The 25,681-nt window shown below is 48.8% G+C and carries 25 protein-coding genes and 4 tRNA genes; 13 read left to right on the plus strand and 16 right to left on the minus strand.

Annotated features, from left to right (window positions below; genetic code table 11):
• Positions 1 to 14 precede the first annotated feature (14 nt).
• From DFER_RS27245 to DFER_RS27265, 5 genes are all read left to right on the plus strand, one after another.
• Positions 15 to 524, plus strand: a complete 510-nt coding sequence (locus DFER_RS27245; protein WP_015814896.1) for an RNA polymerase sigma factor — start codon at positions 15 to 17, stop codon at positions 522 to 524.
• A 4-nt stretch (positions 525 to 528) separates the two neighbouring features.
• Positions 529 to 1,167: a hypothetical protein gene (locus DFER_RS27250; protein WP_015814897.1), complete on the plus strand. Its 639-nt coding sequence runs from the start codon at positions 529 to 531 to the stop codon at positions 1,165 to 1,167.
• A 121-nt stretch (positions 1,168 to 1,288) separates the two neighbouring features.
• Complete coding sequence (locus DFER_RS27255; RefSeq protein WP_015814898.1) at positions 1,289 to 1,966, plus strand: DUF421 domain-containing protein; 678 nt, start codon at positions 1,289 to 1,291, stop codon at positions 1,964 to 1,966.
• A 225-nt stretch (positions 1,967 to 2,191) separates the two neighbouring features.
• Complete coding sequence (locus DFER_RS27260) at positions 2,192 to 3,832, plus strand: phage tail-like protein (protein WP_015814899.1); 1,641 nt, start codon at positions 2,192 to 2,194, stop codon at positions 3,830 to 3,832.
• 21 nt (positions 3,833 to 3,853) lie between these two features.
• Positions 3,854 to 4,219, plus strand: coding sequence for a hypothetical protein (locus tag DFER_RS27265; RefSeq protein WP_015814900.1), 366 nt, complete (start codon positions 3,854 to 3,856; stop codon positions 4,217 to 4,219).
• 64 nt (positions 4,220 to 4,283) lie between these two features.
• On the opposite strand, the gene DFER_RS27270 is transcribed toward DFER_RS27265, so the two are convergent.
• Positions 4,284 to 4,676: a hypothetical protein gene (locus tag DFER_RS27270; protein WP_015814901.1), complete on the minus strand. Its 393-nt coding sequence runs from the start codon at positions 4,674 to 4,676 to the stop codon at positions 4,284 to 4,286.
• 39 nt (positions 4,677 to 4,715) lie between these two features.
• On the opposite strand from DFER_RS27270, the gene DFER_RS30270 reads away from it, so the two are divergent.
• The gene (locus DFER_RS30270; protein ID WP_015814902.1) at positions 4,716 to 4,883 is read left to right on the plus strand and encodes a hypothetical protein; all 168 of its coding nucleotides are present in this window, start codon (positions 4,716 to 4,718) and stop codon (positions 4,881 to 4,883) included.
• A gap of 574 nt (positions 4,884 to 5,457) precedes the next feature.
• Positions 5,458 to 6,486, plus strand: coding sequence for a hypothetical protein (locus DFER_RS29980; RefSeq protein ID WP_143828826.1), 1,029 nt, complete (start codon positions 5,458 to 5,460; stop codon positions 6,484 to 6,486).
• A gap of 65 nt (positions 6,487 to 6,551) precedes the next feature.
• On the opposite strand, the gene DFER_RS27285 is transcribed toward DFER_RS29980, so the two are convergent.
• From DFER_RS27285 to DFER_RS27340, 12 genes are all read right to left on the minus strand, one after another.
• A complete protein-coding gene (locus DFER_RS27285; RefSeq protein ID WP_015814904.1) occupies positions 6,552 to 7,526 on the minus strand; it encodes a HEPN domain-containing protein in 975 nt (324 codons plus the stop codon).
• 28 nt (positions 7,527 to 7,554) lie between these two features.
• The gene (locus tag DFER_RS27290; protein ID WP_015814905.1) at positions 7,555 to 8,499 is read right to left on the minus strand and encodes a tyrosine-type recombinase/integrase; all 945 of its coding nucleotides are present in this window, start codon (positions 8,497 to 8,499) and stop codon (positions 7,555 to 7,557) included.
• A 70-nt stretch (positions 8,500 to 8,569) separates the two neighbouring features.
• Positions 8,570 to 8,656 (minus strand) — tRNA-Ser (locus DFER_RS27295).
• A 68-nt stretch (positions 8,657 to 8,724) separates the two neighbouring features.
• Positions 8,725 to 9,798 (minus strand): asparaginase, encoded by a 1,074-nt coding sequence (locus DFER_RS27300; protein WP_015814906.1) that lies wholly within the window; start codon positions 9,796 to 9,798, stop codon positions 8,725 to 8,727.
• Between the two features lie 40 nt (positions 9,799 to 9,838).
• Complete coding sequence (locus DFER_RS27305) at positions 9,839 to 10,609, minus strand: TatD family hydrolase (protein WP_015814907.1); 771 nt, start codon at positions 10,607 to 10,609, stop codon at positions 9,839 to 9,841.
• A 2-nt stretch (positions 10,610 to 10,611) separates the two neighbouring features.
• On the minus strand, positions 10,612 to 11,232 hold the full coding sequence (locus DFER_RS27310) for a polysaccharide deacetylase family protein (protein ID WP_015814908.1): 621 nt from the start codon (positions 11,230 to 11,232) through the stop codon (positions 10,612 to 10,614).
• A gap of 115 nt (positions 11,233 to 11,347) precedes the next feature.
• Complete coding sequence (locus tag DFER_RS27315) at positions 11,348 to 12,856, minus strand: glutamate synthase subunit beta (RefSeq protein ID WP_015814909.1); 1,509 nt, start codon at positions 12,854 to 12,856, stop codon at positions 11,348 to 11,350.
• A gap of 49 nt (positions 12,857 to 12,905) precedes the next feature.
• Positions 12,906 to 17,486 carry a glutamate synthase large subunit gene (gltB, locus tag DFER_RS27320; protein WP_015814910.1) on the minus strand — a complete coding sequence of 1,527 codons (4,581 nt, stop codon included), beginning with the start codon at positions 17,484 to 17,486 and terminating at the stop codon, positions 12,906 to 12,908.
• Positions 17,487 to 17,885: 399 nt separating this feature from the next.
• A complete protein-coding gene (locus DFER_RS27325) occupies positions 17,886 to 18,308 on the minus strand; it encodes an STAS domain-containing protein (protein WP_015814911.1) in 423 nt (140 codons plus the stop codon).
• A 50-nt stretch (positions 18,309 to 18,358) separates the two neighbouring features.
• Positions 18,359 to 19,294 carry a phosphoribosylaminoimidazolesuccinocarboxamide synthase gene (locus DFER_RS27330; protein WP_015814912.1) on the minus strand — a complete coding sequence of 312 codons (936 nt, stop codon included), beginning with the start codon at positions 19,292 to 19,294 and terminating at the stop codon, positions 18,359 to 18,361.
• A gap of 16 nt (positions 19,295 to 19,310) precedes the next feature.
• The gene (locus tag DFER_RS27335) at positions 19,311 to 20,030 is read right to left on the minus strand and encodes a hypothetical protein (RefSeq protein ID WP_015814913.1); all 720 of its coding nucleotides are present in this window, start codon (positions 20,028 to 20,030) and stop codon (positions 19,311 to 19,313) included.
• A gap of 38 nt (positions 20,031 to 20,068) precedes the next feature.
• Positions 20,069 to 20,944 carry a vWA domain-containing protein gene (locus DFER_RS27340; protein WP_229206127.1) on the minus strand — a complete coding sequence of 292 codons (876 nt, stop codon included), beginning with the start codon at positions 20,942 to 20,944 and terminating at the stop codon, positions 20,069 to 20,071.
• Positions 20,945 to 21,164: 220 nt separating this feature from the next.
• On the opposite strand from DFER_RS27340, the gene DFER_RS27345 reads away from it, so the two are divergent.
• From DFER_RS27345 to DFER_RS27355, 3 genes are all read left to right on the plus strand, one after another.
• Positions 21,165 to 21,251: transfer RNA gene (locus DFER_RS27345), tRNA-Ser, on the plus strand.
• A 57-nt stretch (positions 21,252 to 21,308) separates the two neighbouring features.
• Positions 21,309 to 21,382, plus strand: a tRNA-Pro gene (locus DFER_RS27350).
• A gap of 68 nt (positions 21,383 to 21,450) precedes the next feature.
• Positions 21,451 to 21,524: transfer RNA gene (locus DFER_RS27355), tRNA-Arg, on the plus strand.
• A 342-nt stretch (positions 21,525 to 21,866) separates the two neighbouring features.
• Here DFER_RS27355 and DFER_RS27365 read toward each other — a convergent pair.
• From DFER_RS27365 to DFER_RS29375, 3 genes are all read right to left on the minus strand, one after another.
• Entirely contained in the window at positions 21,867 to 22,943 is a 1,077-nt protein-coding gene (locus tag DFER_RS27365; protein WP_015814916.1) for a hypothetical protein, read from the minus strand.
• 171 nt (positions 22,944 to 23,114) lie between these two features.
• Positions 23,115 to 23,516: a hypothetical protein gene (locus DFER_RS27370; protein WP_015814917.1), complete on the minus strand. Its 402-nt coding sequence runs from the start codon at positions 23,514 to 23,516 to the stop codon at positions 23,115 to 23,117.
• 12 nt (positions 23,517 to 23,528) lie between these two features.
• Entirely contained in the window at positions 23,529 to 24,338 is an 810-nt protein-coding gene (locus DFER_RS29375) for a hypothetical protein (RefSeq protein WP_015814918.1), read from the minus strand.
• A gap of 465 nt (positions 24,339 to 24,803) precedes the next feature.
• On the opposite strand from DFER_RS29375, the gene DFER_RS27385 reads away from it, so the two are divergent.
• The 3 genes from DFER_RS27385 to DFER_RS27395 are packed head-to-tail and all read left to right on the plus strand — an operon-like array spanning position 24,804 to position 25,517.
• Positions 24,804 to 25,046, plus strand: coding sequence for a hypothetical protein (locus DFER_RS27385; RefSeq protein WP_015814919.1), 243 nt, complete (start codon positions 24,804 to 24,806; stop codon positions 25,044 to 25,046).
• The gene (locus DFER_RS30275; RefSeq protein ID WP_015814920.1) at positions 25,043 to 25,231 is read left to right on the plus strand and encodes a hypothetical protein; all 189 of its coding nucleotides are present in this window, start codon (positions 25,043 to 25,045) and stop codon (positions 25,229 to 25,231) included. The genes DFER_RS27385 and DFER_RS30275 overlap by 4 nt, the downstream gene beginning before the upstream one ends.
• A complete protein-coding gene (locus DFER_RS27395) occupies positions 25,215 to 25,517 on the plus strand; it encodes a helix-turn-helix domain-containing protein (RefSeq protein WP_083769178.1) in 303 nt (100 codons plus the stop codon). Before DFER_RS30275 ends, DFER_RS27395 begins: the two co-directional genes overlap by 17 nt.
• Positions 25,518 to 25,681 lie beyond the last annotated feature (164 nt).

Raw genomic sequence — 25,681 nt, forward strand, 5'->3', positions numbered from 1 at the left:
AAATTCAATGCGCTATGCTACTTAACAGAGATGCCGCTCAATTTTTGAATGTGGTTGATTCTAACAAAGGTATCATCTACAAAGTGGCAAATGCGTACTGCCGTGACACCGAAGATCGGAAGGATCTGATTCAGGAAATTACTTTGCAACTCTGGCTGGCCTTTCCCAAGTATGACGAGCAGTTTATGCTCACCACGTGGATGTATCGCATCGCTTTGAATGTGTCGATCTCTTTTTTTCGAAAGCAGACCAGCCGGGATAAGATCGCCCATCCCTTAACCGATGAAATCCTTACTCTGACAACCGATGACGAACCAACAGACTTGGGTTCCGACTTAACTATGCTCCACGAGTTTATCAGGCAACTGAAAGAATTTGACAGAGCGCTTATGCTTCTGTACCTGGAAGGTCACAGCCAAGCAGAGATGGCAGCTATTCTTGGAATCACAGTTTCAAACGTTTCGACCAAAGTGGGAAGAATCAAGGAACAACTTCGCCGCAAATTCACGACCTTCAAATCTTAAAACTATGCAAGAATCAGAACTGATTGACCTCTGGCGCTCATACGATCGCAAACTCGAAGAGAGCCTAATTTTGAACCGGCAAAATGCAGCTGCTATCACGCTTATTAAAATTAAGTCTATGGTCGGATCGATGGTTCCAATGAAAATCTTCCTGATCATTATAAGCTTATTGTGGCTGTCATTCCTATGCTTAGTTCTTGATCGCACCTACGACTACGCGAGCCCGTTTTTCTGGTATTCGATTGCCATTCATGCAGTGATTTTTACATTCGTGACAGGCGTCCAGATTTATCAGCTGGCGTTAATTTACCAAACAGATCTCAGCGAAGCACTTTTTACGACCCAGGATCGGTTAGCGCGGTTAAAAGGGTCTACATTGCTTACCACGAGGCTGATGTTTTTGCATGCGCCTATCTGGACAACCTTTTCGATTCCGCAGCGGATGTTTGAGAATCCGGTATGGTCGGCAGTTCAGATATTCGTTACGATTACTTTTGTCGGTGCCGCGTTGTGGCTGTTCTTCAACATCAAATATGAGAACCGGGAGAAAAAATGGTTCAAGTTCATCCTGCGGGGAAATCAGTGGGAGCCTGTCGTAAAGTCTATTGAAATGCTCCGTGAGATTGAACTATACAAATCCTGACTTCGAATTCACCCGCACAGTTGCATGTATCCACACTAATATGGCATGCATCTCGATATGAATTGCTTCTTTCATAGCAACGAAGCAAAACCAGGTATGCCTGGTTAAAATTTATCAGCAAATGGACTTCAAAACGATTTTTATAAACGATCTGGACTGGCAGGGCGCTTTGACGATAGTTGTCAAAACGGCAATTATGTTTTTAATGGTTTTGCTTTTTCTAAGACTTTCAGGAAAGAAAGGCGTGCGGGAGCTTACATTTTTTGAGGTTGCTATTATCATTTCCCTGGGTTCAGCCGCTGGCGATCCGATGCTGATGGAAGATTCGGCTATTGTGCCTTCCATTATCGTTTTTGCAGTAATCATCATTATTTACCGGCTGCTGACATCCATTGCTGCGCGAAGCGAAAAGTTTGAAATGATATTGGAAGGCGGTCCATTCTACATCATAGAAGATGGGATGTTTACCCTGGAAGAAGAACGGGACAACAACTTTGCCAAAGACGAGTTTTTTTCTGAATTAAGAAGCCGTGACGTTGAGCATATCGGCCAGGTAGAAACCGCAATCCTTGAAACGAGCGGGATGCTAAGCGTCTATTTTTATCCCGACGACCAGTTACGAAAGGGACTTCCAATAAAGCCAAAACCTTATAACAAAAAATCCATAAAAATTTCGACACCAGGAGACTACGCCTGCACTACATGTGCAAACGTGCAAGAACTTTCAGATAGCCAGCAATGCGACAGGTGTGGAGAAAAGGAATGGGTTTTTGAGATATCTACTTTACGCGTGGGTTAGGTAAAACGCCCGTTTGCGGGGAATAAAATACAATAAAATATTTATTGAAAATTAGTTTATCAGGACGTAGCATTTAATTAATTCGACAAAACAGGGAGAGTAAAATGGATCATGTAGGGCTTTCTTGTAAAATTACTTAGCTCTATTTCATATTGAATCCATTCGTTTTATTACCAGAAGGCAGCTGAAACCTTACTGGTCCTCAATTAAACTATCCTGATTTTGATGAAAAGATTACTCCTGAAAACAACTTTCGGACTGATGCTCTCGGGTCCATTTATCACTACGGTCAATGCGCAGGTAGGCGTCGGTACTCAGACCCCCGACGCGAGCGCGCAGCTGGACGTCACTTCGGAAACAAAGGGGGTACTTGTATCCCGTATGACATCTGCACAGCGGATCGCTATCGCAAGCCCTGCCGATGGTCTGCTCGTGTATGATACAGACACGAAAGGTTTTTGGTACCACAAAGCCGGTACCGGCTGGACACAGATCAACAATGCGGCATTGTCATTGCCCTACGTTGGCAATGAGAGTAGCGCAGGCACTTTATTTTCGATCACGAATTCCGGGAATGGCACCGTTGTCGGTGTCAATGCCAACGGAAATGGCGTAGGTGTGCGGAGTGTTACGAATGGGGGATTTAGCATACATGGCATCACCAGCAACCAGACATCAGCCGGTATCGTAGGCGATAACAATGGTGCGGGGGAAGCCATTGTAGGCCGCACTACCAGTGACATTGCGGGTGCGGTCGTCGGCCGTAATGATGGAGGAGGATATGGGGTCAGGGGATTTGTAGCAACCAACACCAGCGGCAGGGCCATCGGCGTTTTTGGACAGGTAGGACTTAACGGCAGTACCGGTCGGGCCGGCCGTTTTGAGAATCTTAACACCGAGAACACCACAGGCAATACGCTGGAGGTAGAAACGAACGGTAACGGAGATACTGACAATACACAAGGGAATGCTGCTTCTTTCCTGGTGGATAATGCCAGCAGCCGGGCAGCAGCGGTGCGGGGAGAGGTGAACACGACCCTAAGCAATTTCGGTGCAGCGGGACTGTTTGGGATTTCCTCGGGTACCGGCGGTTTTGCAGGCCTGTTCCATGCGTCGAACGCTTTTGGCAATGGCCCGGCCCTGGTAGCCATAGCAGAAGGTCATGGTAATGGTGTAACCGCCAATTCAGGCAAGGAGGGAAATGGGGTAGAGGCTACCGCAGACGGGACCGGCAATGCGATTTTCGCCTGGACGCCCGATTTCAGCAATGGCAAAGCAGCTCGGTTTGTAAATTTTAATACTGCCAACACCAACGCGGTGCTTACTGCTGAAACACACAGCAACGGCAATATCGCACTGTTTAAAAGCGGAAACCCGGCTACCGCGAATGTAGCGCGTATCGATGCCGATGGAAAGGGTTTTTTTAATGGCGGTACGCAGGCCAGCGGGGCCGACCTTGCGGAGGCTTTTGACGTGATCAATGAAGTGTCCGAATATGAGCCCGGAGATATTTTAAGCATCGCCACTTCGAAGGACCGGACCGTGGAAAAAAGCAATGGGGCGTATTCTTCACTGGTATTGGGTGTGTATGCAACCAAACCTGGTGTATTGCTTACCGAAGAGAATATCGACAGCAACCTGTCAGGCAAAGTGCCCATGGGTGTGGTGGGGGTAATCCCGACCAAGGTATGCAAAGAGGGCGGCGCCATTCAGCGGGGAGATTTACTGGTTACTTCAACCATTCCCGGTGTCGCCATGAAAGCCGATCCCGCCAGGGTACAACCCGGACAAATCATTGGTAAGGCTTTGCAAAATTTTGATGGTGACCAGATTGGTAAAATCAATGTGTTTGTAAACGTTAAATAAGAGCTCAATCAACCCGATATTATGAAAGCTTATCTGCTCATTTTTGCCATCATTCTAGCAACTACAACAGCGAAAGCCCAAACTGCTTTCAGAACCAACGAAAGTATTTCGAGCCAGTTAAAAAACGGCACAGTTCCCGGCCTCGTATACGGCAAAACAGCGTCTTCGAAAAAAGAAACAACAGCATCTGCAAATGCGGAAAGTTCTGCCAAGCACATTCGTAATAATTCATTACCAGGCGTGGCGTCCGAAAAGAAAACAGCCGAAACAAAACCCCAAACCGATTTGTCTGCACAAAACAAACGGTCTGTGCAATTGGCTAGTGACAGGCCTGTGGAGATACCCCGCCCGGTTGAAAAAGTGGAGCGGCCCAAGGGTGTTCAGTAGTTAAATCCGGAAGTAAAAAGAGGGTGTCTCATTTAAAAGTGGGGCACCTTCGAAGTTATATACGCTAATTTTTCCTTCCTTCAATCCACCCCTTTCGCAACCGCCGGTATTCTACCAATTGAATCAAAACAATGGCGGCTGTACCAAAACAAACCGGGAGGAAACAATCACCGGGCAGGATTTGCTGAAAATTTACAATTGAAGGATTCTTCGCAATAATAATGGCACCGATGGTAGGGATTGCCCCGGCAAAACTGAGCAGGATGTAGAGCAATTTCTGCCGGTCTTGCTGTTTCTGCTTAAAAATAAGCCGCCGGACCCGGAATGAAAGACCGCATGACAGGCCTTCGTTGGGCTCTTTTTTCAATGCGCCAAAAACGAGTTGGTAGGCCTTAATATCCTCCTTTATCGAATCATCGCCCGTTTGAGGCTCGCCAGGTAAGTGCTTTTCCAGCATTTCCTGAATGCGCTTGTCGTTATCAGATATCCGGAACCTATGAAATGGGGAATTTTAAGCCTTTTTGGCGGAATGGGCCTGGTTGTAATCGAGTTTTTGCCATATAAAATAAGCGAGTCGACCTTGCCCGACGGTGTGGAAGCGATCTTCCTGGCAGTCGGCTTCCTAGTCTACCATTACATTTCGCGCTTCCCAGGCGCCAGATGATCTTTTAGAATCCATCTCATTTTAAAGTCTTGCCGGCGGCATTATTTGCCGACACGGGATTGCTATATCCTTCTCAAACCATTTTTACAGTAATACATATTAGCCACGAAAATTAAACGACTTACGAAACAGCTATTGATCATAGTGTTTCTGTTCACGTTGTGCCCATACTTTGGGATCGGGCAGAACTTAATAAGCGGTCAAAAAATTTCCGGAAAAGCCGCTGATTCCACTTCCCGACAGCCGTTGGAATTCGTAACCATTTCTTTGGCAAACATCAGTCGAAGTACCTACGAAAACACGGGTTCACAGCACGAGCGACACACCCAACGGTCGTGACGAAAAATGGTACGAAAGATTTGTTGCTGGGCTTCGCTCACTTGCCAGGAAACACAAAGCTGTTTTCCTGGATAACTACGGATTTTTTCAGGATTCTCGTACAGGAGTAGGATTTTGGCTTGACACACAGTACGCGCACGCGGCAGGTATCCACCCTAACAATGATCTCAATATTCAGATCGCGTCGCGGGTTTTCAATCTGGTGATGCCGGTGGGCCTACGCACACAGGTTTCTGTGAACTCACAAGTTTATAACCCGAACATCGCCCATTTAGCACCAAATAATGCGGATTTGCCGGATTCATATAAATCTGGTGTGTCAGTAATGGACGCACGAACAGAAAACGGCTTCCCGCAACAGGGCCAGTTGGTGACAGAGAGAAACTTAAATGCTGGATATACAAATCAGCGATTAACTAGTATTACCACTAGCAATTTCACAGAATACAAACGTTCCGCGTTTTACAATGGTGCTTCCAGGGTTTGGACGCCGTGGGTAAAATCCGCAACCGGAATCAACCGAGATTCACAGCCGCAGGCGTCAGATTTGCCTGACACCTACCCGGACGGACTGACGCTTGATGATGCCCGAACGACAAATGGGTTTCTTGCCCAGGGCCAGTTAAGAACAACGAGAAACGTAACAGGCGGGTACACTTATCAAGAACTGATTTCGGCTACAAGCCCGGTAAACTTGGTTTACCGGAGAGCATCTTACTATGATGGAACCTCGCGTGTTTGGACGGATTGGTATGTAAACGGAGTGATTAGGGATAAGCAGGTTTTAGCGTCGGATTTACCTGACAGTTATCCGGCCGGCGAAACCGTGGATGATGCGCGGACGGCCAACGGATTTCCCCAGCAAGGGCCGTTGAAAACAGTACGGAGCCCCGCAACCAACTATTGCATGCAAACGCTGACCTCGATCACCAGTGAATATTTTTTACAATACCAGCGCACGGCATATTACAATGGCTCAACAAGAGTTTGGACGCCGTGGTACATCGCGGGCAGTTTGAGAGTATCAGTGACTTTTGACCCGCCAAGCATTTCCGCGGGCGCTTATGCTACTACCACAGCGACAATCACCGGTATTCCGGCTGGAAAAATGGTGCAGGCGGCATTTTCAATAAACATAACAGCCGACATTGTTTTGACGGCCTGGGTTTCCGGACCGAACACGGTGACCGGCAGGTTTCACAATATCGGCTCGGCGCCGGTCGATCTCCCATCCGGCACGCTTTATTTTTTTGCAGATATATAGCAAAAAATTTGATTTAATGCATAAAAGCCGCCCGGAAACCGAGCGGCTTTTATTGCAACACAAGTTCATTTCTGATCACTAGTTAGAACTGAAAACCACGCCCGTCTCGCTTCCAAACTGTCTACAAACCTCTGCGAGTCTACTTTGATCACTTTAAACATTATTCTCCTAGTTAAGATATCAAGTCGTTGTGCAAATGAAAGTAGTGAGGATTGTTGATCGTAAGGACTTTGAACCCGACTGCCGTGTAAGTAATTAGATCTAATACGATATCCCGTTTTTATAGCCTTATAATGTACTTCCCGTTCGCCTAAATCCGATGACACATAGCACGCTCCGCGCACACTGACATCATGCGCAATGTTGTCTCGATCCGTGGTAAAGAGTGTTTCTAGTGCCATTGTCAAATTAGAAATTTTAGAAATTATATTGGTATTTCTCCTCGCCTCCCTAACAAACAGGAAAGCCCGTGCAATAGTTGAATATTTATTATATTCCTGATTGCCAGTTACCTGCACACCATCATCACTGGCTATGTGTTTGTCTATGTTAAATATTGGGTTAAAATCAGGGCCTGAAAAATGTTTGTTAAACAGTAAATGCAGATCACAAATCTGTCTCAAAGTTTGGTTAGAAATCTGTACATCTTGCACTTCCCCCTCAGCATTGGAATAAAAAACCTGGCTATTGAACTGGTGGATTTCGTGAGGAGCTGAAACATTCCAAAATACCGCATGAGGAACATTGATACTATTATCGTGGAGTAGCCAAGACGTAAAAATGATACTATCAAGACTTTGCGCCAATTGCACTCCTTTTTGACGCGGATCGCTATCCTTGACGTCAATTCTCGAAAAGAAAAATGGATTTCTGAACAATGCCCGAATAACAGACTGATCTAATACTCTTGTCAAGTGTGGTGTGATGATTTCATTTTGTAATAACCTCTGACTTTTGGAAATGACTCCGCTGTCAAAAATAAAATCCTCGTTTGAGCTCAGCTGAATTCCGGCAAGTGGTGCAAATAGCTTAATATGCATAAAGGACGATTTAGAAGTTTATTACCAACTATAATTTTTCAAATTCGGATCGGTATAAAGGAAATTTCCCTTGCTCCATGTCCGACGAAAACAAATAATGTTCGGGCCGTTCGAAGTTGATCCGGCTTTGCAGTTCATTTGCCAATGCAGGGATGATCTGAGCAGTTTCGGTTTTGCCGTTCTTGGCGATCAGGCCGTGAACGGTTATATAACCCTTGGGCATGTGGACGTGGCGCACTTGCAGTTTTAGCAGTTCGCCCGGGCGGATGAAAGCGAAGTACATTAACCGGGTAAAGAAATACACGCCCGGCTCGTGCTTCAATAGGTATTCTTCCACCGTTGCCCGGTCTGCGTCACTGAATGCAATGTTGCGTTCCGTGGCCGTTTCCCTGAGTGATTTAAATTTGAATGGATTTTCTTTTATTCCGGTACGCTCCTGAAAGCGAGAAAAAATGACTTGTAAATGTTGGATCGTGTTATTTGCCGTCCTGGGTGCGTTCTTTAATTCAGTGAGCAGGTAATCGCGGAACAAGATCGCATGGCGGGTTTCGAATTGATCAACGGTCATCCCTGCCGCTTCGGGGTAGGCCATAAACTTGTTTAACGCACTTTGGTAGGTCAGCGTCGATTTTTCCCCCAAAGCCGGAGTAGCAGCGTTCAGGGAGAATTGCAGGGCCTTTACCAATATTTCCTTTTCGGGTGGAATGCCCGGCTGAACGGCAATGCCCTGCTTTGGAAAATGGTAGCCTTTTTTAAGCAGATCATTTGCCATTCCCACGATCCGGTTTCCTTCCGCCGTCCTGCTTTTCTTGTCGCGGAAATTCATCGAAATGCTCACGCGCTTGCGTACCAGTCCGCCGCTCTTTTCATCGAACGCGTAAAATTCCACATACCAAGGTTTTGTCAGATCGCCGTCGCGGTCTCGCAGTACCGCCGGTTTGAAGGGTAGGCCCGATTTATTGTCTTTTACCATTCCAAGATTTGGCAAGTATTCTGTCTTGACAATCAAAAAGGCCGCTCCTGATAGCAGGAACGGCCAAAGGCAGAGAGGAAGAGATTCGAACTCTCGATGCAGTTACCCACATACCACCTTTCCAGGGTGGCCCCTTCAACCACTCGGGCACCTCTCTATCGGGGTGCAAATATAAGGAAGAGATTCTTGTTTCCAAATGCAAAACGCAGAATTACCGCGCTAAAATCAAATGCTCATTTCTCCGCGGAGCGGCTTGCCGAGCATGTCGACGCACGCGCCGCCACGGCTTTCGCAGGCGAAAACGTACATCATTTTGGTGATGGCCGCTTCGGCGGTGATGTCCGAGCCGCTGATGACGCCGATTTGTTGGAGGAACTTGCTCGTTTGGTACTGGCCCTGCGACACCCGGCCGCCGTCGCATTGAGAGACGTTGAAAATCACGATGTCGCGCTCGATCGCGTTGCTGATCGCATTCAGGAACCAGGGCTCGGTGGTGGCGTTGCCTGCGCCGTAGGTTTCGAGGACGATGCCCCTTAATCCTTCGATGTTTAGAATCGATTCCACGACTTGCTGGCTGATGCCGGGGAACATTTTCAGAAATGCCACATTGTGATCGAATTTCTTGTGGACTTTTAGTTTCAAACCGGGTTGGTAAGGTTTGATGTAAGGGAAGTTGTATTCGATATTCACGCCTGCATTCGCCAGCGCGGGGTAGTTTTCGGAGTGGAATGCATTGAAATCCGAGCTTTCCTGCTTTTTGGAACGGTTACCGCGCAGCAGGTTGGAATTGAAATAAATGCAAACCTCCGTGATGATCGGGTGACCTTCCGCATTCTTGGCCGCTGCCAGTTCCAATGCGGTGATCACATTCTCGCGCGCATCCGACCGCGCCACGCCGATGGGAAGCTGTGCGCCTGTGAGGATAACGGGCTTGTTCAGGTTTTCCAGCAGGTAGCTTAATGCGGAAGCGGTGTACGCCATCGTATCCGTGCCGTGCAGGATCACAAAGCTGTCGAATTGCTCGTAATGCTCCTCGATAATGGTAGCGAGCTCGATCCAGATCGACGGGTGCATGTTCGACGAATCGATCGGCTCGGGGAGCGAGAGGAAAGTAATGTCGAAATCCAGTCGGCTGATCTCAGGGACTTTTTCGATGATCTGCTGGAAGTTGAACGGGACGAGCTGCTTGCCCTTCGTTTCGTACACCATTCCCAGGGTACCTCCGGTGTAAATGACCAGCACAGAACCGGTGGTAGGTTCGGGGGAAATGGGGTTGATATGTATTTTGGTATAACTCATTGTAATAGTCTGTTGATGCAATGCGCAAGCTTGCTATGGCTCATTTTGCGACCTTGGTAAGCATACTTTTCGCATTCGCGGTCGTCGCGGCGATCACGTCGGCTTTGGTCATTTCTTTCAAATCAGCTACGCGCTGGGCCACAATGTCGATGTAGGCCACTTCATTGCGTTTGCCGCGATAGGGGACGGGGGCCAGGTAAGGCGCGTCGGTTTCGAGTACCAAATGCTGCATATCAACGTGCGGGATCACTTTATCCAAACCGCCATTCTTGAATGTCGCCACGCCGCCGATGCCGAGTTTGAAGCCCAGCTCAATGGCTTTCTGCGCTTCTTCCAGCGTGCCGGTAAAGCAATGGAAAATACCCGTTAATGCCGGATCGGCGAAGTCTTCAATCAGTTTGACAGTTTCCCAAAACGCGCTCCGGCTGTGAATGTCGATCCAGAGGTTATGCTTGCGCGCGAGGCCGCATTGGTATAAAAATGCCTTTTCCTGCTGCTCTTTAAATGTTACATCCCAAAAAAGGTCCATTCCGATCTCACCGACGGCGATGAACTCATATTTACCGAGCCATTCTTCCATGATCTGCAATTCCTTTTCGAAATTCTCTTTCACGTAAGTCGGGTGGAGCCCGATCATCGGGAGGCATTTGCCAGGGTATTTTTCCGCGAGTTCGAGCATGCCGTCGATCGTCTCATGGTCGCAGTTGGGCATCCATATCTGCTCGATACCGGCGTTCCAGGCGCGGTCGAGCATGGCGGTGCGGTCTTCGGCGTAATCGTCGCTGTATATGTGGGCGTGGGTTTCGATCATTGTTACATGGGTAATGCTAAAAAATGGTACCCCTGCTCGCTGAAATGTTCGAGGTAGCGGGGAAGGGTGTAAAGCATGTTTTTGGAGGCCTTAATGCTGTCGTGGAAAAGCACGATGGAGCCCGGCCGGGTGTGTTGAAGGGATTTTTTTAAACAAATTTCAGGGGTGATCTGCGGGGAAAAGTCGCCGCTGAGGACGTCCCACATGATGATCTGTTTGTCCTGCAAAACCACTCTCGACTGGCTCTTCCTGATACGGCCGTAAGGCGGGCGGAATAGCATGGTTTCGAGGTTCAGCTGCTCCGTGCATTGCCGGATGTTTTCCAGGTAAACGGCGTCCTCGGTTTTCCAGCCGTTCATGTGGTTGAATGTATGGTTGCCGATCGAATGCCGGCCGTTTTTTACCTTTTCATATATATCCGGGTGCTTTTGCACATTGGCACCAATGCTGAAAAACGTCGCTTTTGCATTGTACTGGGCCAATAGTTCCAATACTTGCTCCGTAATATCCGGAATAGGCCCGTCGTCGAAAGTGAGGTATATGACCTTTTCCTTCGCAGGAATGCGCCAGATGAAGCCGGGAAAAAAAGCTTTCAGCCAGAATGGGGAATGATGCAGAAACATAGCGGCGTGATGAATATTCAGGCCAAATATAAAGGGATATAAAACAAGAAGCTGCCGGGAGGGCAGCTTTCTTGCAATAACAATATATAGAGGCCGGCTTAAATCCTTTATTGACTTACGCGTGCGCAAATAAAGGATTCAGCATCGATACAGCCTTGGCTTCGAGGAACGACTCGCCCATCAGGTACTCGTCCACCGAACGCGCCGCTTCACGGCCTTCGGAGATCGCCCATACTACCAGCGATTGTCCGCGGCGGCAGTCGCCTGCTGCGAAGATCTTCTCGTTTGAAGTCGATTGATACCCGTTGGTTTTGATATTGCCGCGCTCGTCGAATTCCAGGTCGAGGTCGTTCAGTAAGCCCTCTTGCTGCGGGTGCAGGAAGCCGGCTGCCAGGAACGCCAGGTCGCAAGGGATCGTCCGCTCGCTGCCTTCCACCTCTTTCATCTGCATACGGCCCGTTTCAGGGTCTTTCTGCCAGTCGAGGTCTACGATCTTCAATGCGGTGAGGTTACCGTTTTCGTCACCGATAAATTCTTTGGTGTTGATAGACCAATGTCTGTCGCAGCCTTCTTCGTGTGAAGTAGACGTACGGAGCATCATCGGCCAGTTCGGCCATGGTGTGCTTGCATCGCGCTCTTTTGGAGGAATAGGCATCAGCTCGATCTGCGTAACGGATTTCGCACCGTGACGGCCCGAAGTACCCACGCAGTCGGAACCTGTATCGCCACCGCCGATTACCACCACGTGTTTGTCGGTAGCGAGGATTTCGCCATTGGCGTAAGCCACGCCGCGGTGATCTACCACGCGGTCGATACCGGCTACGCGCTTGTTCTGCTGGCTGAGGAATTCCATCGCGAAATGGACGCCTTTGAACTGACGGCCTGCGATTTTCACATCGCGCGGAACGGTCGATCCCATCGTCAGCAACACCGCGTCGAACTCATTTTGCAGCTCCTCCGCTTTGATATCCACACCCACGTTCACGCCGGTGCGGAATTCAACGCCTTCCGCTTCCATCACCGCCATACGACGGTCGATAATGCCTTTGTCGAGCTTGAAATCGGGGATACCGTAGCGAACCAGACCACCGATTTTATCCGCTCTTTCGAGCAATACTACCGAGTGACCGGCCTGGTTGAGCTGGTAAGCGGCTGCCATTCCCGCAGGTCCAGAACCTACCACAGCCACTTTCTTGCCGGTGCGGGTTTTCGGAATGCGTGGTTTAACCAAACCTAATTCGAATGCTTTTTCGATGATCGATTTCTCGATGTACTCGATCGCTACCGGCGGCTTGTTGATGCCCAACACGCAGGATGCTTCGCAAGGAGCGGGGCAAATGCGGCCTGTGAATTCAGGGAAGTTGTTGGTAGACGCTAATATTTCGTAAGCCAGTCCCCAGTTTTCATCATACACCGCGTCGTTGAACTCGGGAATGATGTTGCCCAGCGGACAACCATTATGGCAAAAAGGAATTCCGCAGTCCATACAACGGGCTGCCTGCTGTTTGGAATTAGAGTCGGTCGGTGCCGTTTCAATCTCACGGTAGTCCTTCAAGCGCTCTTCTACGCTTCTTTTTTTCGGCAACTCCCTTTCAAACTCTAAAAATCCGGTTGGTTTTCCCATTCTTATTACTGATTTAAAAAATTCTGATAGTTGATCTTGAAACTGAAAATTACTGGTGTACTACGTCTACGACGATGTCTTTGTACACCACGTTCTTGTCTGCAATCTGCTGTGCGAGCGTGATACCGCGTCCTTCCAGCGCTTTGCGGAAGTCGGACGGCATTACTTTCACAAATTGCTTCACAGATTCTCCCCAGTTCTGGATCAGTTGGAAAGCGATGTTGCTGGTCGTGTACTGGAAGTGTTTGTCCAGGTACTCGCGAAGAATGCCCTGGTCTTCCTCGTTCAATGGTTCCAGCGTCACCATTTCTTTATTCACTTTCTCTTCGAAATTGCCTGCTTTGTCGAGGACGTAAGCCACACCGCCGGACATACCCGCTGCGAAGTTGCGGCCTGTTTCGCCCAGGATGATCGCCAGACCGCCCGTCATGTATTCCAGACCGTGGTCGCCGACTCCTTCCACAACCACTTTCGCACCCGAGTTACGTACGCAGAAGCGCTCGCCCGCCGTTCCGCGGATGTAGGCGTCACCCGAAGTAGCACCGTAGAATGCCACGTTACCGATGATAATGTTTTCTTCCGGCTTGAACTTCGCGTCGCGGTCGGGGTACACGATCAGTTCGGCGCCGCAGAGGCCTTTGCCGAAGTAATCGTTCGCGTCACCTTCCAGTTCGAGGCGCACACCCAACGTGTTGAATGCACCGAAGCTCTGGCCCGCAGTACCGCGGAATTTGAAGTGGACATTGCCATTCGGCAAGCCGGTGCCGCCGTATTTCTTCGAGATTTCGTTCGAAAGCATGGTTCCCACCGACCGGTTCAGGTTGTTGATCGGGAATTCTGCGTAAACTTCATCCTGCTTCTCCAATGCGGGCTGTGCCGAACGGATCAGGTCGAGGTCGAGAATGGCGTCGATACCGTGATCCTGCTCTTCCTGCTTGAATTGCGCCACCGAAAGGTCGCCTTCTTTGTACAGGATCGCGTCGAAGTTCAGGTTTTTATATTTCCAATGTTTGATATCATTGCGCAGTTCGAGGTACTGGGCCTGACCAACCATTTCATTCACTGTTCTGAAACCAAGCTGGGCCATGATCTCGCGCAGTTCTTCCGCCATGTAGGTAAACATGTTCACCACGTGCTCAGGCTTACCCGAGAACAAGGCGCGGAGCTCTTTGCGCTGCGTAGCCACACCCACCGGACAGGTGTTCAGGTGGCATTTACGCATCATGATACAGCCGGCGGCTACCAATGCGGCCGTGGCTACACCCCATTCTTCGGCACCGAGCAATGCGGCGATCGCGAGGTCGCGGCCGGTACGGAGCTGTCCGTCGGCCTGAACGGTTACCCGTCCGCGCAGTTTGTTTCTTACCAAAGTCTGGTGCGTTTCGGCGAGGCCAAGTTCCCACGGAAGACCCGCGTGGCGGATCGAGCTCAATGGAGAAGCACCGGTACCACCGTCGTAACCCGAGATCAGGATGTGGTCGGCGTGCGCTTTCGCTACACCGGATGCCACGGTTCCTACGCCGGCTTCGGATACCAGCTTCACGCTGATGCGTGCCGCGCGGTTGGCATTTTTAAGGTCGAAAATCAGCTGCGCCAAATCCTCGATCGAATAAATGTCGTGGTGAGGAGGAGGGGAGATCAAGCCCACGCCCGGCGTCGAGTGACGGGTACGGCCGATCCAGTCGTCCACCTTGAAGCCCGGAAGCTGACCGCCTTCACCCGGTTTAGCACCTTGCGCGGTTTTAATTTGCAGCTCGCCCGCATTGCTCAGGTAGTGGCTGGTTACACCAAAACGTCCCGAAGCAACTTGTTTGATCTGCGAGTTCATGCTGTCGCCGTTCGGCAGCTTGTTGTAACGCAGTTCGTCTTCGCCGCCTTCACCGGAGTTGGACTTACCGCCAATGCGGTTCATCGCAATCGCCAGGGTCGTGTGCGCTTCCCAGGAGATCGATCCGAAGGACATTGCGCCGGTCGCAAAGCGTTTGAAGATATTTTCAACCGGCTCCACCTCGCTCAAAGGGATCGGGTTGCCTTTTTTGAATCTCAATAGTCCGCGCAATGTCAGCGCCTTGTGGCTCTGGTCGTCGATCAGCTTGGAGTATTTCTTGAACTGCTCGTAGCTCGCATTGCGGGTGGATTGTTGCAGCAAATGCACCGACTGCGGGTTGAAGATGTGTGCTTCACCACGTTGTTTCCATTGGTAAACACCACCTACTTCGAGTCGTGGTTTCTGCTCCGCGCTTTCGTGGTAAGCCACTTTATGGCGGGTCAGGATTTCGCGTGCAATTTCAGGAATGCCCATACCGCTGATGCGCGAGATGGTTCCTGTGAAATATTTATCGATTACATCCTTGTTCAAGCCCACGCATTCGAAGATCTGCGCACCCTGGTACGATTGCAGGGTAGAGATTCCCATTTTTGAGAAAATCTTCAAAAGCTCCTTGTTAACGGCCTTGATATAGTTGTAATGCAGTTTTTCGTCGGTGAACTCGCCTTCGATCATTCCCTTGCGGTTCATGTACGCAAGCGTTTCGAATGCCATGTAAGGGCAGATACCCGCAGCGCCGTAGCCGATCAATGTCGCTACGTGGTGGGTTTCCCAAACGTCTCCCGCTTCTACCAACAAACCTACTTTTCCTCTCAATCCCTCGCGGATCAAATGGTGGTGGATCGTCGCTGTGGCGAGCAATGAAGGGATCGGCGCGTGGTCGGAGTCGATGGCGCGGTCGGAGAGGATGAGGATTTCAAATCCGTCTTCGATAGCGTCTACCGCGTAACGGCAAATGCGTTCCAATGCTCTTTCCAGTGCTTTTCCGCCCTGGTCGGCACGGAAGTAGGTATTGATGGTTTTGGCCTGGAAGCCGTCTTTATCTACAAAACGCAGCTTGTCGAATTCCTGCACCGAAAGGATCGGATGCGGCAATGCGATCTGGCGGCAATGCTTGGGTGATTCCGTAAGAATGTTCTCGGTGCTGCCTACGAAAGAGATCAAAGACATGATCGCACGCTCGCGGATCGAGTCGATCGGCGGGTTGGTCACCTGTGCGAAAAGCTGTTTGAAATACGTAGACAAATGCTGCGACTGATCCGAAAGGACTGCCAGCGGAGAGTCAGTACCCATTGAACCGATCGCTTCCAAGCCCGTCTGACCCATTGGTCCGAGGATCATGCGCAGATCTTCCGAAGTATAACCGAATGCAACCTGGCGTTTCAGCAATGCATTGTCGTCGTAAGCGCGGTAGGTGCGGATCGGGTGATCCAATGCGTCCACGTGCAGCTTGTTATCGTCCAGCCATTGCTGGTAAGGCTGCGCGGTGCAGATCTGGTTTTTGATTTCTTCGTCGGGAACAATGCGGCCCTGCTCCATATCCACCACGAACATCCGTCCGGGCTGCAGGCGGCCTTTGGTTACCACGCGTGCCTGATCCACTTCCAGTACACCCGCTTCCGAGCCCATGATAATGGTATCGTCGTCGAGTACCCAGTAGCGTGACGGGCGCAGACCGTTACGGTCGAGCGTGGCGCCTACCATTTTACCATCGGTGAATGAGATCGACGCAGGACCGTCCCACGGCTCCATAATGGCCGCGTGGTATTCGTAGAATGCCTTACGCTCAGGATCCATTTGTTCGTTGCCGTCCCATGCTTCGGGGATGAGCATCATCATTACATGCGGCAATGAGCGGCCCGAAAGGTGCAGCAATTCGATCGCATTGTCGAGATTGGCGGAGTCGGACTGGTTCCTGTCGCAAATCGGGAGGAGCATATCCATTTCCTCTTTCGAGAAGAATTTCGACTCGAACGATTTTTCCCCGGCGCGGATCCAGTTCACATTACCTTTCACGGTGTTGATCTCCCCATTGTGCGCAATGTAGCGGAATGGCTGGGCAAGCTCCCATGATGGGAATGTGTTGGTCGAGAAACGCGAGTGTACAACTGCCAATGCAGATACGACCGACTCGTTTTCCAGGTCCGGGAAGTAATATTTCAACTGGGCAGTGGTAAGCTGTCCTTTATATGAGATGGTACGGCATGAAAGCGACGAGAAATAGAAGTTTTTCGCGCCTTTTACCGTGTCTTTAATCAATCTGGCAGCAACCTGACGGAGGATAAACAGCTTGCGTTCAAATGCCATATCGTCCGTAATGTCGTCCGGACGTTTGATGAAAACCTGCTCTACCGCCGGTTCAACGGAAAGAGAGCCTTCACCCAATGTATTGTTCAGTGTAGGAACCTTGCGGTAGCCGAGCAGTTGCAGGCCCAGCTTCTTGATCTTTCGGTTCAGGATATCCCTGCTTTCTTCCCTGGCAAGCTCGTTGCCTGGGAAAAAGATCATCCCCACACCATACTCACCTGCCGGCGGCAGGTGGAAGCCCAATTTGGTAGATTCTTCTACAAAGAACTCGTGAGGGATCTGAATTAAAATACCAGCACCGTCACCGGTGTTAGGGTCAAAACCAGTTGCACCCCTATGCTCCATCCTTTCGAGCATATGAATGGCATCAGCCACGATCTGGTGCGACTTACGACCCTTGATGTTAGCCCGGAAACCGATTCCACATGCATCATGCTCAAATTCCGGGCGATACAGTCCCTGATTTTCTACCATTTGTTCAGACATTTGCGACATTTATCGAATTGTAGAGTAATTAACAAATTCGTAATTAGAATCTGTTTAAATAAGCACTTTAAAAGGAAAGCGAAAACGCGAGTGTGTGATGTTTTGGGTAAAGCCACGCAATATACCCATAAAAAATATTTGGCTTATTATGGGAATGGCAAAATTTTCTATCACTAATATGCATTTGGCCGAATTATTACAATAATTATCAGAATATTGATAAAGCCTCAATGAAAGCGCCATTTGATTGCCAATTCAGGAAGCGTGAAACGCATTTTTGACCGACTTGGAGGATTACAAAAAGCGCCTAAGGAAAATATAAAAAGTGTTAGAATGATATTAAAAAAACGTCCCGCCGAAGCTCGGCGGGACGTTCCCTAAGTAACTGAAAATTATACTATTCAAATATCAAGGCTCTTTCGATTCGCTCACGCCTTCGTAATCTTCATCGTCATAATCATCATCGCCCGCACCAAACTCGTTTTCGAGGCTGTGCATGAAAACCGCGTCGATCGCCTCTTCTTTGGTAGGCAAAACAGTGAGATCGGGAATGCGCAGGTCTTCCAGGAGATCTATGAAATCGTCGTCGCGGGTCACGATCGCGAGCATGCCCAGGTCATTGGCGCACAGGTAATTTACCTTCTTTAACGTGGTAATGCCTGTTGCGTCCAGCGATTTCACGGTCTGCATGTTCACGATCAGGCTGTGGTAGCCTTCGCGGAACAGGCTGCGCGCGGTTTCTTCAAAAGCCGCAGGCACGTCGCCGGCAAATGCAGGCGCATCCGTTTCGATGTAGACGTATTGTTCTTTCTTTTCGAGTTTAAAATCCATTTCGGTTGTCGTTTTGTGCAACAATATTTTGTTAAGCGGGTTGTCCGGCCTCAGGCAACGGCTCGCAGAATGGCCTTTTCGATCCTTTCCAGCGGATGGTCGAGGTTGTTTTTCTGGAATTGCATACCCGTCACTTTCTCAAACAGCTCGATGTAGCGCTCCGAGATTGAAGTCACTTTTTCGTCGGTCATTTCAGGTACTGTCTGGCCGTCTTTGCCCTGGAAGCCGTTCTCGATGAGCCATTCCCTTACAAATTCCTTGCTAAGCTGTTTTTGGGCCACTCCGGCGCGCTGATTTTCCTCATAAGTGTCTTTGTAGAAGTACCGCGACGAGTCGGGTGTGTGGATTTCGTCGATCAAATAAATCGTGCCATCCAGTTGACCGAATTCATATTTGGTATCCACCAGGATCAACCCCTGATCGGCCGCCATTTCGGTCCCTCGCGCGAACAATGCAAGCGTGTAGCGCTCCAAATGCTCGTACTCATCCTCGCTTACAAGCCCCTGCGCGAGGATTTGCTCTCTTGAAATGTCCTCATCGTGACCCTCGTGCGCCTTTGTGGTCGGCGTGATGATAGGCTGGGGGAGTTTGTCGTTCTCTTTAAGGCCTTCGGGCAATGCTACGCCGCATACCTCGCGTTTTCCGGCTTTGTATTCCCGCCATGCATGGCCGGCCAGGTAACCGCGTACCACCATTTCCACCGGGTAAGCCTGGCATTTGAGGCCTATGCTCACATTCGGATCGGGCACTTCTTCGAGCCAGTTGGGCACAATGTCGGAAGTGGCGTTCAGGAAGTGGGCGGCGATCTGGTTCAACACCTGGCCTTTGTAAGGGATAGCGCGCGGCAGGATCACGTCGAATGCCGAAATGCGGTCGGTGGCGATCATGACCAGACGTTTTTCAAACGAGTAAACGTCACGGACTTTCCCTTTGTAAAAGCCTGTCTGGCCGGGGAACTGGAAGTTGGTTGCTGGTATGCTGTTCATTAGATTATTGGTAAAATTACCATTCGATTTCGCTCTTTTGTCCGGGCCTGGCATTGTACTGCTTGCGCCGGAGCTGGTAAATATATTGGGATTCATTCGATTTCATGGCATCCAGGATTGCGCGCGCCTGCTCTTCGCTCATGTTCATCGCTTTCAGGCTTTTGAGCAATTCCTCTTTTTTTACGTCATCGCTCACCTCGCGTATTTCCTGCGGCGGGGCGGGAGGCGGCGCCGGCTGCACCTGATTGGGCTGCTGCTGGTTTGAGCGGCGTTTGCGCGTCGTCACATCCGACTGCTCGTCCACTCCCGAGAAGCTCTTTTTCAGGATAATATAATTGGTACGGGCCAATGCATTGCCGGGTTCGAGGCGTAGTGCGGTACGCAGGCTGGTTAATGCGCTGGCGGTGTCCTTCCTGTTCACGAGGATGAGGGCGATTTGCGCATTTGCAATAGAGGCAATGCTATGGTCGTCTATATCGCTCAGGAGCCGGTAATGTTTCAATGCCTGTTTATAATCGCGCGTTTTGTACAGTGAATGGGCCAGGTTCAGTCGCGCCGCGGGGTCCGAAAAGAGCGAGCCGTAGGTGATTTGCCGGTACAGCTCGGCCGATTGGGTAAAATCTTTTTTCTGGTAAGCCTGCTCGGCATCCAGCTTCCGCTGGTTCGCCTTGGTAATGGAATCGAACGTACGGTTATCCCAAAGCCAGAGGAGGACATAAAGGATCAGAGACGTCATAACGGTTCACATTTGCGTGCAAAAATAGGGAATTGCGCTTACAGTCGAAACGTTCCGATGGTAATTAGTACATCCAGCAGGATCAGCACCAGCGCCGCGCCTAGGAAATAATAGTATTTGTTCGAAACGACAGTGATCGTCCGCGAATCTACCAATGCGCCCTCAGCCTGGTTAATGTCGCTGATCAGCTTCTGAATGTCGTTTTTGGAATTATTCAACTCATAATAGCTGCCCCGCGAGGAGTTGGCGATGCCGCGCAGGAAATTCTCGTCCAGCTTGCTGATCACCAGCTTGTCGTTTTTGTCCTTCAACGGCTTCCCGTTCTCCTGAATGCTGATGCCCACTTTCGTACCCACGGCCACCGAATATACCCCGATGCCGAAGCGGCGCAGGTTATTGAATAATGCATTGGTGCAGCTGCTGCTGTTCTCGCCATCGGTAAATAGCACCATCATTTTGGCCCGGCTCGTCGGGTCGGCGGAGTTCATCAGCTTATTGTAGGCCATTTCAATGGCGCCGCACACATTGGTACCATTCGTTGGGAGCAGGTCTGTTTGCAGCGACTGGATAAACAGTTCGAGCGCGGCTGCGTCGTACGTGAGCGGCACGTGTATGTAGGCGTCGTTGGAGAAGATGATGATCCCGATGCGGTTCGCGCGTTCGTTTTCGATGAACCGGTTGAGCTCAAACTTGACTTTTTCCAGGCGCGAGGGCGTCACGTCCGCTGCATCCATGGATTTCGAAAGATCGACGACCATGAAAATATCCTTACCCTTCGCCTGAATGTCGCGCTCGGCCTCTCCGAACGACGGGCCGAGGAGGCTGATGATCAAAAGTGAGAAGGTAATGCTGCGCAAAAAGAGTTTGATGATAAGTGTGCGGGCGGTGGTTTGGAGCTGCCTCGCGATCCTCACAGTGCGGATTATGTAAGCTGTGTAAGCGAAAATGAAAAAAAATATAAAAAAATATTCGGTGCTTCCAAAGGGGTAATTCCAGTTCATAATGAACGCATTGTGTAATTTAATGTCGGGCAAAAATAGGTATTTCAGGCTTCTGGTGAAGTTTTTTTTCTTGAAATGTTTGCTTTTCTGATTTTTGACCAGCTATATTTGCACTCCCGAACGACGGAAGAACGGAGGGATGGGTGAGTGGCTGAAACCAGTAGTTTGCTAAACTGCCGTACTCGCAAGGGTACCGCGGGTTCGAATCCCGCTTCCTCCACAGCGGTTTCCGAACGTTCACCAAAGGGGTCTTTCTTAAAGTAGAAAGAAAATAATTCGGGGAGTGGCGCAGCCCGGTAGCGCATCTGGTTTGGGACCAGAGGGTCGCAGGTTCGAATCCTGTCTCCCCGACAACAAGCAAAAAGGCAGTAAGCCGTATGCAGTAAAACTGCACTGCTGACTGCCTTTTTTTTATGACCGGTCCCGTAGCTCAGCTGGATAGAGCAACTGCCTTCTAAGCAGTAGGTCTTGTGTTCGAATCACAACGGGATCACTTGAAAATCAAGCACTTGGATTAGATTCTAAGTGCTTTTTTGTTGCAATGAAATTAGAGTTGCAATACGACTTGCAATAATATATGCAATAAAAAAGCCCGACTCATGCCGGGCTTAAACTCTGGATCACTTAATCTACCAAGGTCTGTGGAAAGTGGCGAACTGGTTGATTAGAACGCATGTTGCGATGACCGAAATAAGTAACTTCACCGGGAGCACCCCGAATAAATACTCGTTAAGGATTTTCAGCTTACCAAACGCTAAATTCACCAAGAAATACACGATGCCATTCGCCACAATGAACGTACAAGCCATCGACAGGCTGTTTAAAATTGATGGAATCATTTTGGATTGTCTTTGTTGGTTGAGAATTGTTTGAGTAGTTGAAGAGCGTCCTCTGGAGGCATCACTTTGAGTGAATCCAAGCTACGAACTAGTCTGTCCTTAATTTCTCGATCCTGTGCGTTATTTTTATAATCAATTATTTTTTGAACTGCGCCATCTGTGCTTAAATCAAGGTCGAAGTCTTGAAACTTAATCTTCAGCCCACCTCCAAAGAGCACAATGCCAAATGAGGCAACCACAACCGCTACTAGGAGGGCTAACTTAATGTTTCGAGAGGTTAACTGTATTCTGCCCGGCGAGTTGAGGTTGATTTTGATGTCCACATGGTCTGTTGTAAACGGTAGATCATACGCCGTTATTATTCCGTCGACAGATTGCATCAAGTAGTGCCCGAGCGCGAATAAATCTTTGGCACTAATTTCGCCTTCCTGCTCTACTGATAGAACAACCGACGCCTCATTGTCCCTCGCGAAAAAAGATTTTACGCTTCGCTCAATTATATCACCATATGCCGTCACATTGCTAATTGCCTGGTGGGCTTGTAGCATCTTGTACATATACGGGTCGATATGCCTCTTTCTAATCTCCCTCATCCATCTAACCTTTCTGGACAACCGATAATTTGAATTGATACCAGACGGAACGTCGGTAGCCTCTTGGAAAACGCGTTGCGCCAGTTCCGGGGTCTCTATTAGGTCGGACTTAACAACACCAATTGTAACTTCGTCGGTTCCACTTGAGGGAATTATCACTATGTCATCTTTTTTTACTTCAAAGGCAAATCGAGAAATTTGCCCTGCAATCAGACCAACACTATCTAAGTCAAATCTCCGAGTTAATAACTCTTTGACTGCTCGCCGCAGAAACTTTTCCTCGCTTGGGGTATTGCTCCAGATTTCCTCAAGTGATCTTTTTGCAAAATACCCGTGTTCAATAGAAATGAGGCCATTGTTTTTAAATGGATTATATAGATTTCCAGACTGTGTTCTAACCAGCCAGTACTTTTTAGTGTCGGGGATAATGGAGAGATTTGATTCGATTAGTTCTAAATCTTCAAGTAGAGTTGAGGTCATCAGAGGATGTGTAAGATTAAACTTTGGGATTAGATAAACTTGACAGAAGTAAGTTGAAACTAAATAATTTCTACCTATTCTCAAATAAAATGGTTAGGCGTTGAATAGCCATATGCAAAACTATTCGGTTTCTTTGAAACAGAGGCAATTCGCCCGTAGACTTGTTCCGAGTTATTCGCATTCAAAAACTTTGGTATTTTGGAGATTCTTATCAAAATTAAAGCACCATTTTTCTACGTTGTAGCCCCCAAAAGAGTTTTTTGCCCTGTACTTAATCGATGCCTGATAATACAGTTTTTTAGTCTTATTGGTAACTTCAAATTCTTCATGCTGTATTTCGTCGAAGCTATCAGGATCTTTCAGATTCTTCTTGATATGTGACTTGACCAGGTAGCGAATAGTCCTCAAATTCTCTTTTTGTCGATTATATTCCGCTTGCAATGAATCCTGCCTTTTTTGCTCTGTAATCTGCTCGGGAGTTAGTGGCTTGGCAGGTTCATCAGATAATTTTAGTGCCGCGAATAGCACTATAAAAATTAGAATTCCCACTAATAGCTTTTCTTTTCCACTCATAAATTTGATAGATTAATCCAAGGGTTCGGTTCTGGCCTTAACATAGTATATCTCCCGCACATCAGCAAGGGAAAGCTCGAAGTCTGGGTACATTTCCTTGTCGGGATTTAGTGAATGGCAAACTATGATGCCCTCGTCTACCTTGTGGTCAATTATCTCCTTGATCTGGATTCCGTCAATGGTTACGAGGATGAAATACTTATACTTGTGAATGTGCAGCTTACTTCTCCAATGTTTTTGATACAGCTTGCGTCCTGTAAGTATGTCGCCATCGGCGAACGATTTCCTAAGGCCATTGTCCATGCTGTCCCCGCGCACCTCGAATGACCTGTACACGCCGAGCGTGAGATTCTTCATTACAACAGTATGCCGAGGAAGGTCATCCACGTAAACGGCATCGGACCAGCCTGCAACATACCCAGCGTAAGCATACTGTTCAACCAGCGGGCAGATTACCAAATATTGATCATCGCCGAGGTGACGAAATTCCGTCGAATCTTCTCGTTTTATTAGTTCTAGATCTTCTTCTTCGCCTGGCTGAGGAATATTTATCGGAATAGCATTTGGTGCCGGTTTTGGATTTTTTGAGATCTCGAATTCGGCCGATCTCAGCATTGGCCCTTCGCCTTTTAGGAGCCATGCCGGGCTTATCTCAGGGAATTTTGATACGATATTTTCTAATTTATCGACGCCTATCGATTTGTTATTTTTGATTTGACTCGCCAAAGACCCATTGGAGAACCCAACAAGCTTTTCGAATGAAGCAACAGTAAAACCTTGACTATCAATAAATTCTTTAATTCTTTGGATGGTTCCTGCCATTTATTCAAATTATTTTTAAGAAATATCATAACCATGTTTGGAAGATTAAGAAATTTCTTATTCTTTTGTATCGTCTTCTTTACGATACGCAAAGTACAACGGAAGATCAAGAACAAAAAATTGTGTGATTTAACGGTATACGTCAAAATATTGATAGAGGAGGGTTTACAGAAGAATGGCGGCCGGTGCTTGCTGGCCGCCAACTTAAAAACCGAAAGATTTTATTGTTGAAGTGTGTATCACTTTGGTAGCGGGTTGTGCCTGCTACCAACTTTCAACAAACCAGATTGTATTTCATCAACAAGCTAAATAGAAAGTCCGGTGTCACGCCGGCAAACGCGCAGGTGGCGGAACTGGTAGACGCAAGGCGGAGAGTAAGTTGAGCTCGCAAGGACAACGAAGCCCTAAACTCTTCATGCAGGTTCGAATCCTGCCCTACGCACTGTATCAAATTTCACAACTAACATGGAAGGGACTATTAAAGAGCGCCTGTTGAAGCGATTCACAGATGCACGGGAAAAGCTCGGCCCAAAGTGGCGGGAAAGGCTCGTTGAGGCAGAGCCAAAATTCGACAGTATCGAAGGGGAGCGCACAATGAACAGTGTTTCGGGCGCGGTGTCTGAACGGAGACGGTGCGGTGTAGACCGGATTGAAGCCGTGGTAGTCGCGATGGAAAAAGCACTTACCGAGCAGACTGTTGAGGCATGAAGATCCTGATCAACCTTTTCGGCGGCTTGGTAGTGAGCATGGCCGTAATAATCCTCGCCTCGTTGGAGGCGCTGGTTGCATTTTTGAGCCTTCGGGTGAATTGGTCGCTAGTCCTTGTACTGGGATTGTCCGCAGTTTTCATCTCGACATTCGTGAAACGTAAAAGGTATGACCGCCATGGATAATCCATTTGAATACTTAGCGAGGGAGTTGGCGGAGGTAAAAAAGCTACTCCATGACCAATCCGAGCAGCTGCGAGAGCTTCAAGGGGTGGAGAAGGACCGGAGAATGTTTCTCGGTGAGGCTGCCGAATATCTTGGAATAGCAAAGCCGACCCTTTACGCTTACCTGAGCAAAAAGAAGATCACCCATTCCAAAACGGGCAATAAGGTGATTTTCTGGAAATCGGACCTGGACGCCTTCATAAAAGGCGGAACGGTTGAGCCGAGGAGAAAACTTGCGCTGAGGTAATGCCGAAGAAATGCGCAGTTGCCGGATGCCCGAACAATGTCTTTTCGAAGAAACATTGCCTGCGGCATCAGTACATCATTAATCCGCCGAAGCGGATCAGCCAGGTTAGTAAAACTCGGGCAAGAAAGTTGCGGGAATACGCAGACTTGAAAAAGAAGTTCTTG

This window comes from Dyadobacter fermentans DSM 18053, assembly GCF_000023125.1.
Taxonomy (GTDB): Bacteria; Bacteroidota; Bacteroidia; order Cytophagales; family Spirosomataceae; genus Dyadobacter; species Dyadobacter fermentans.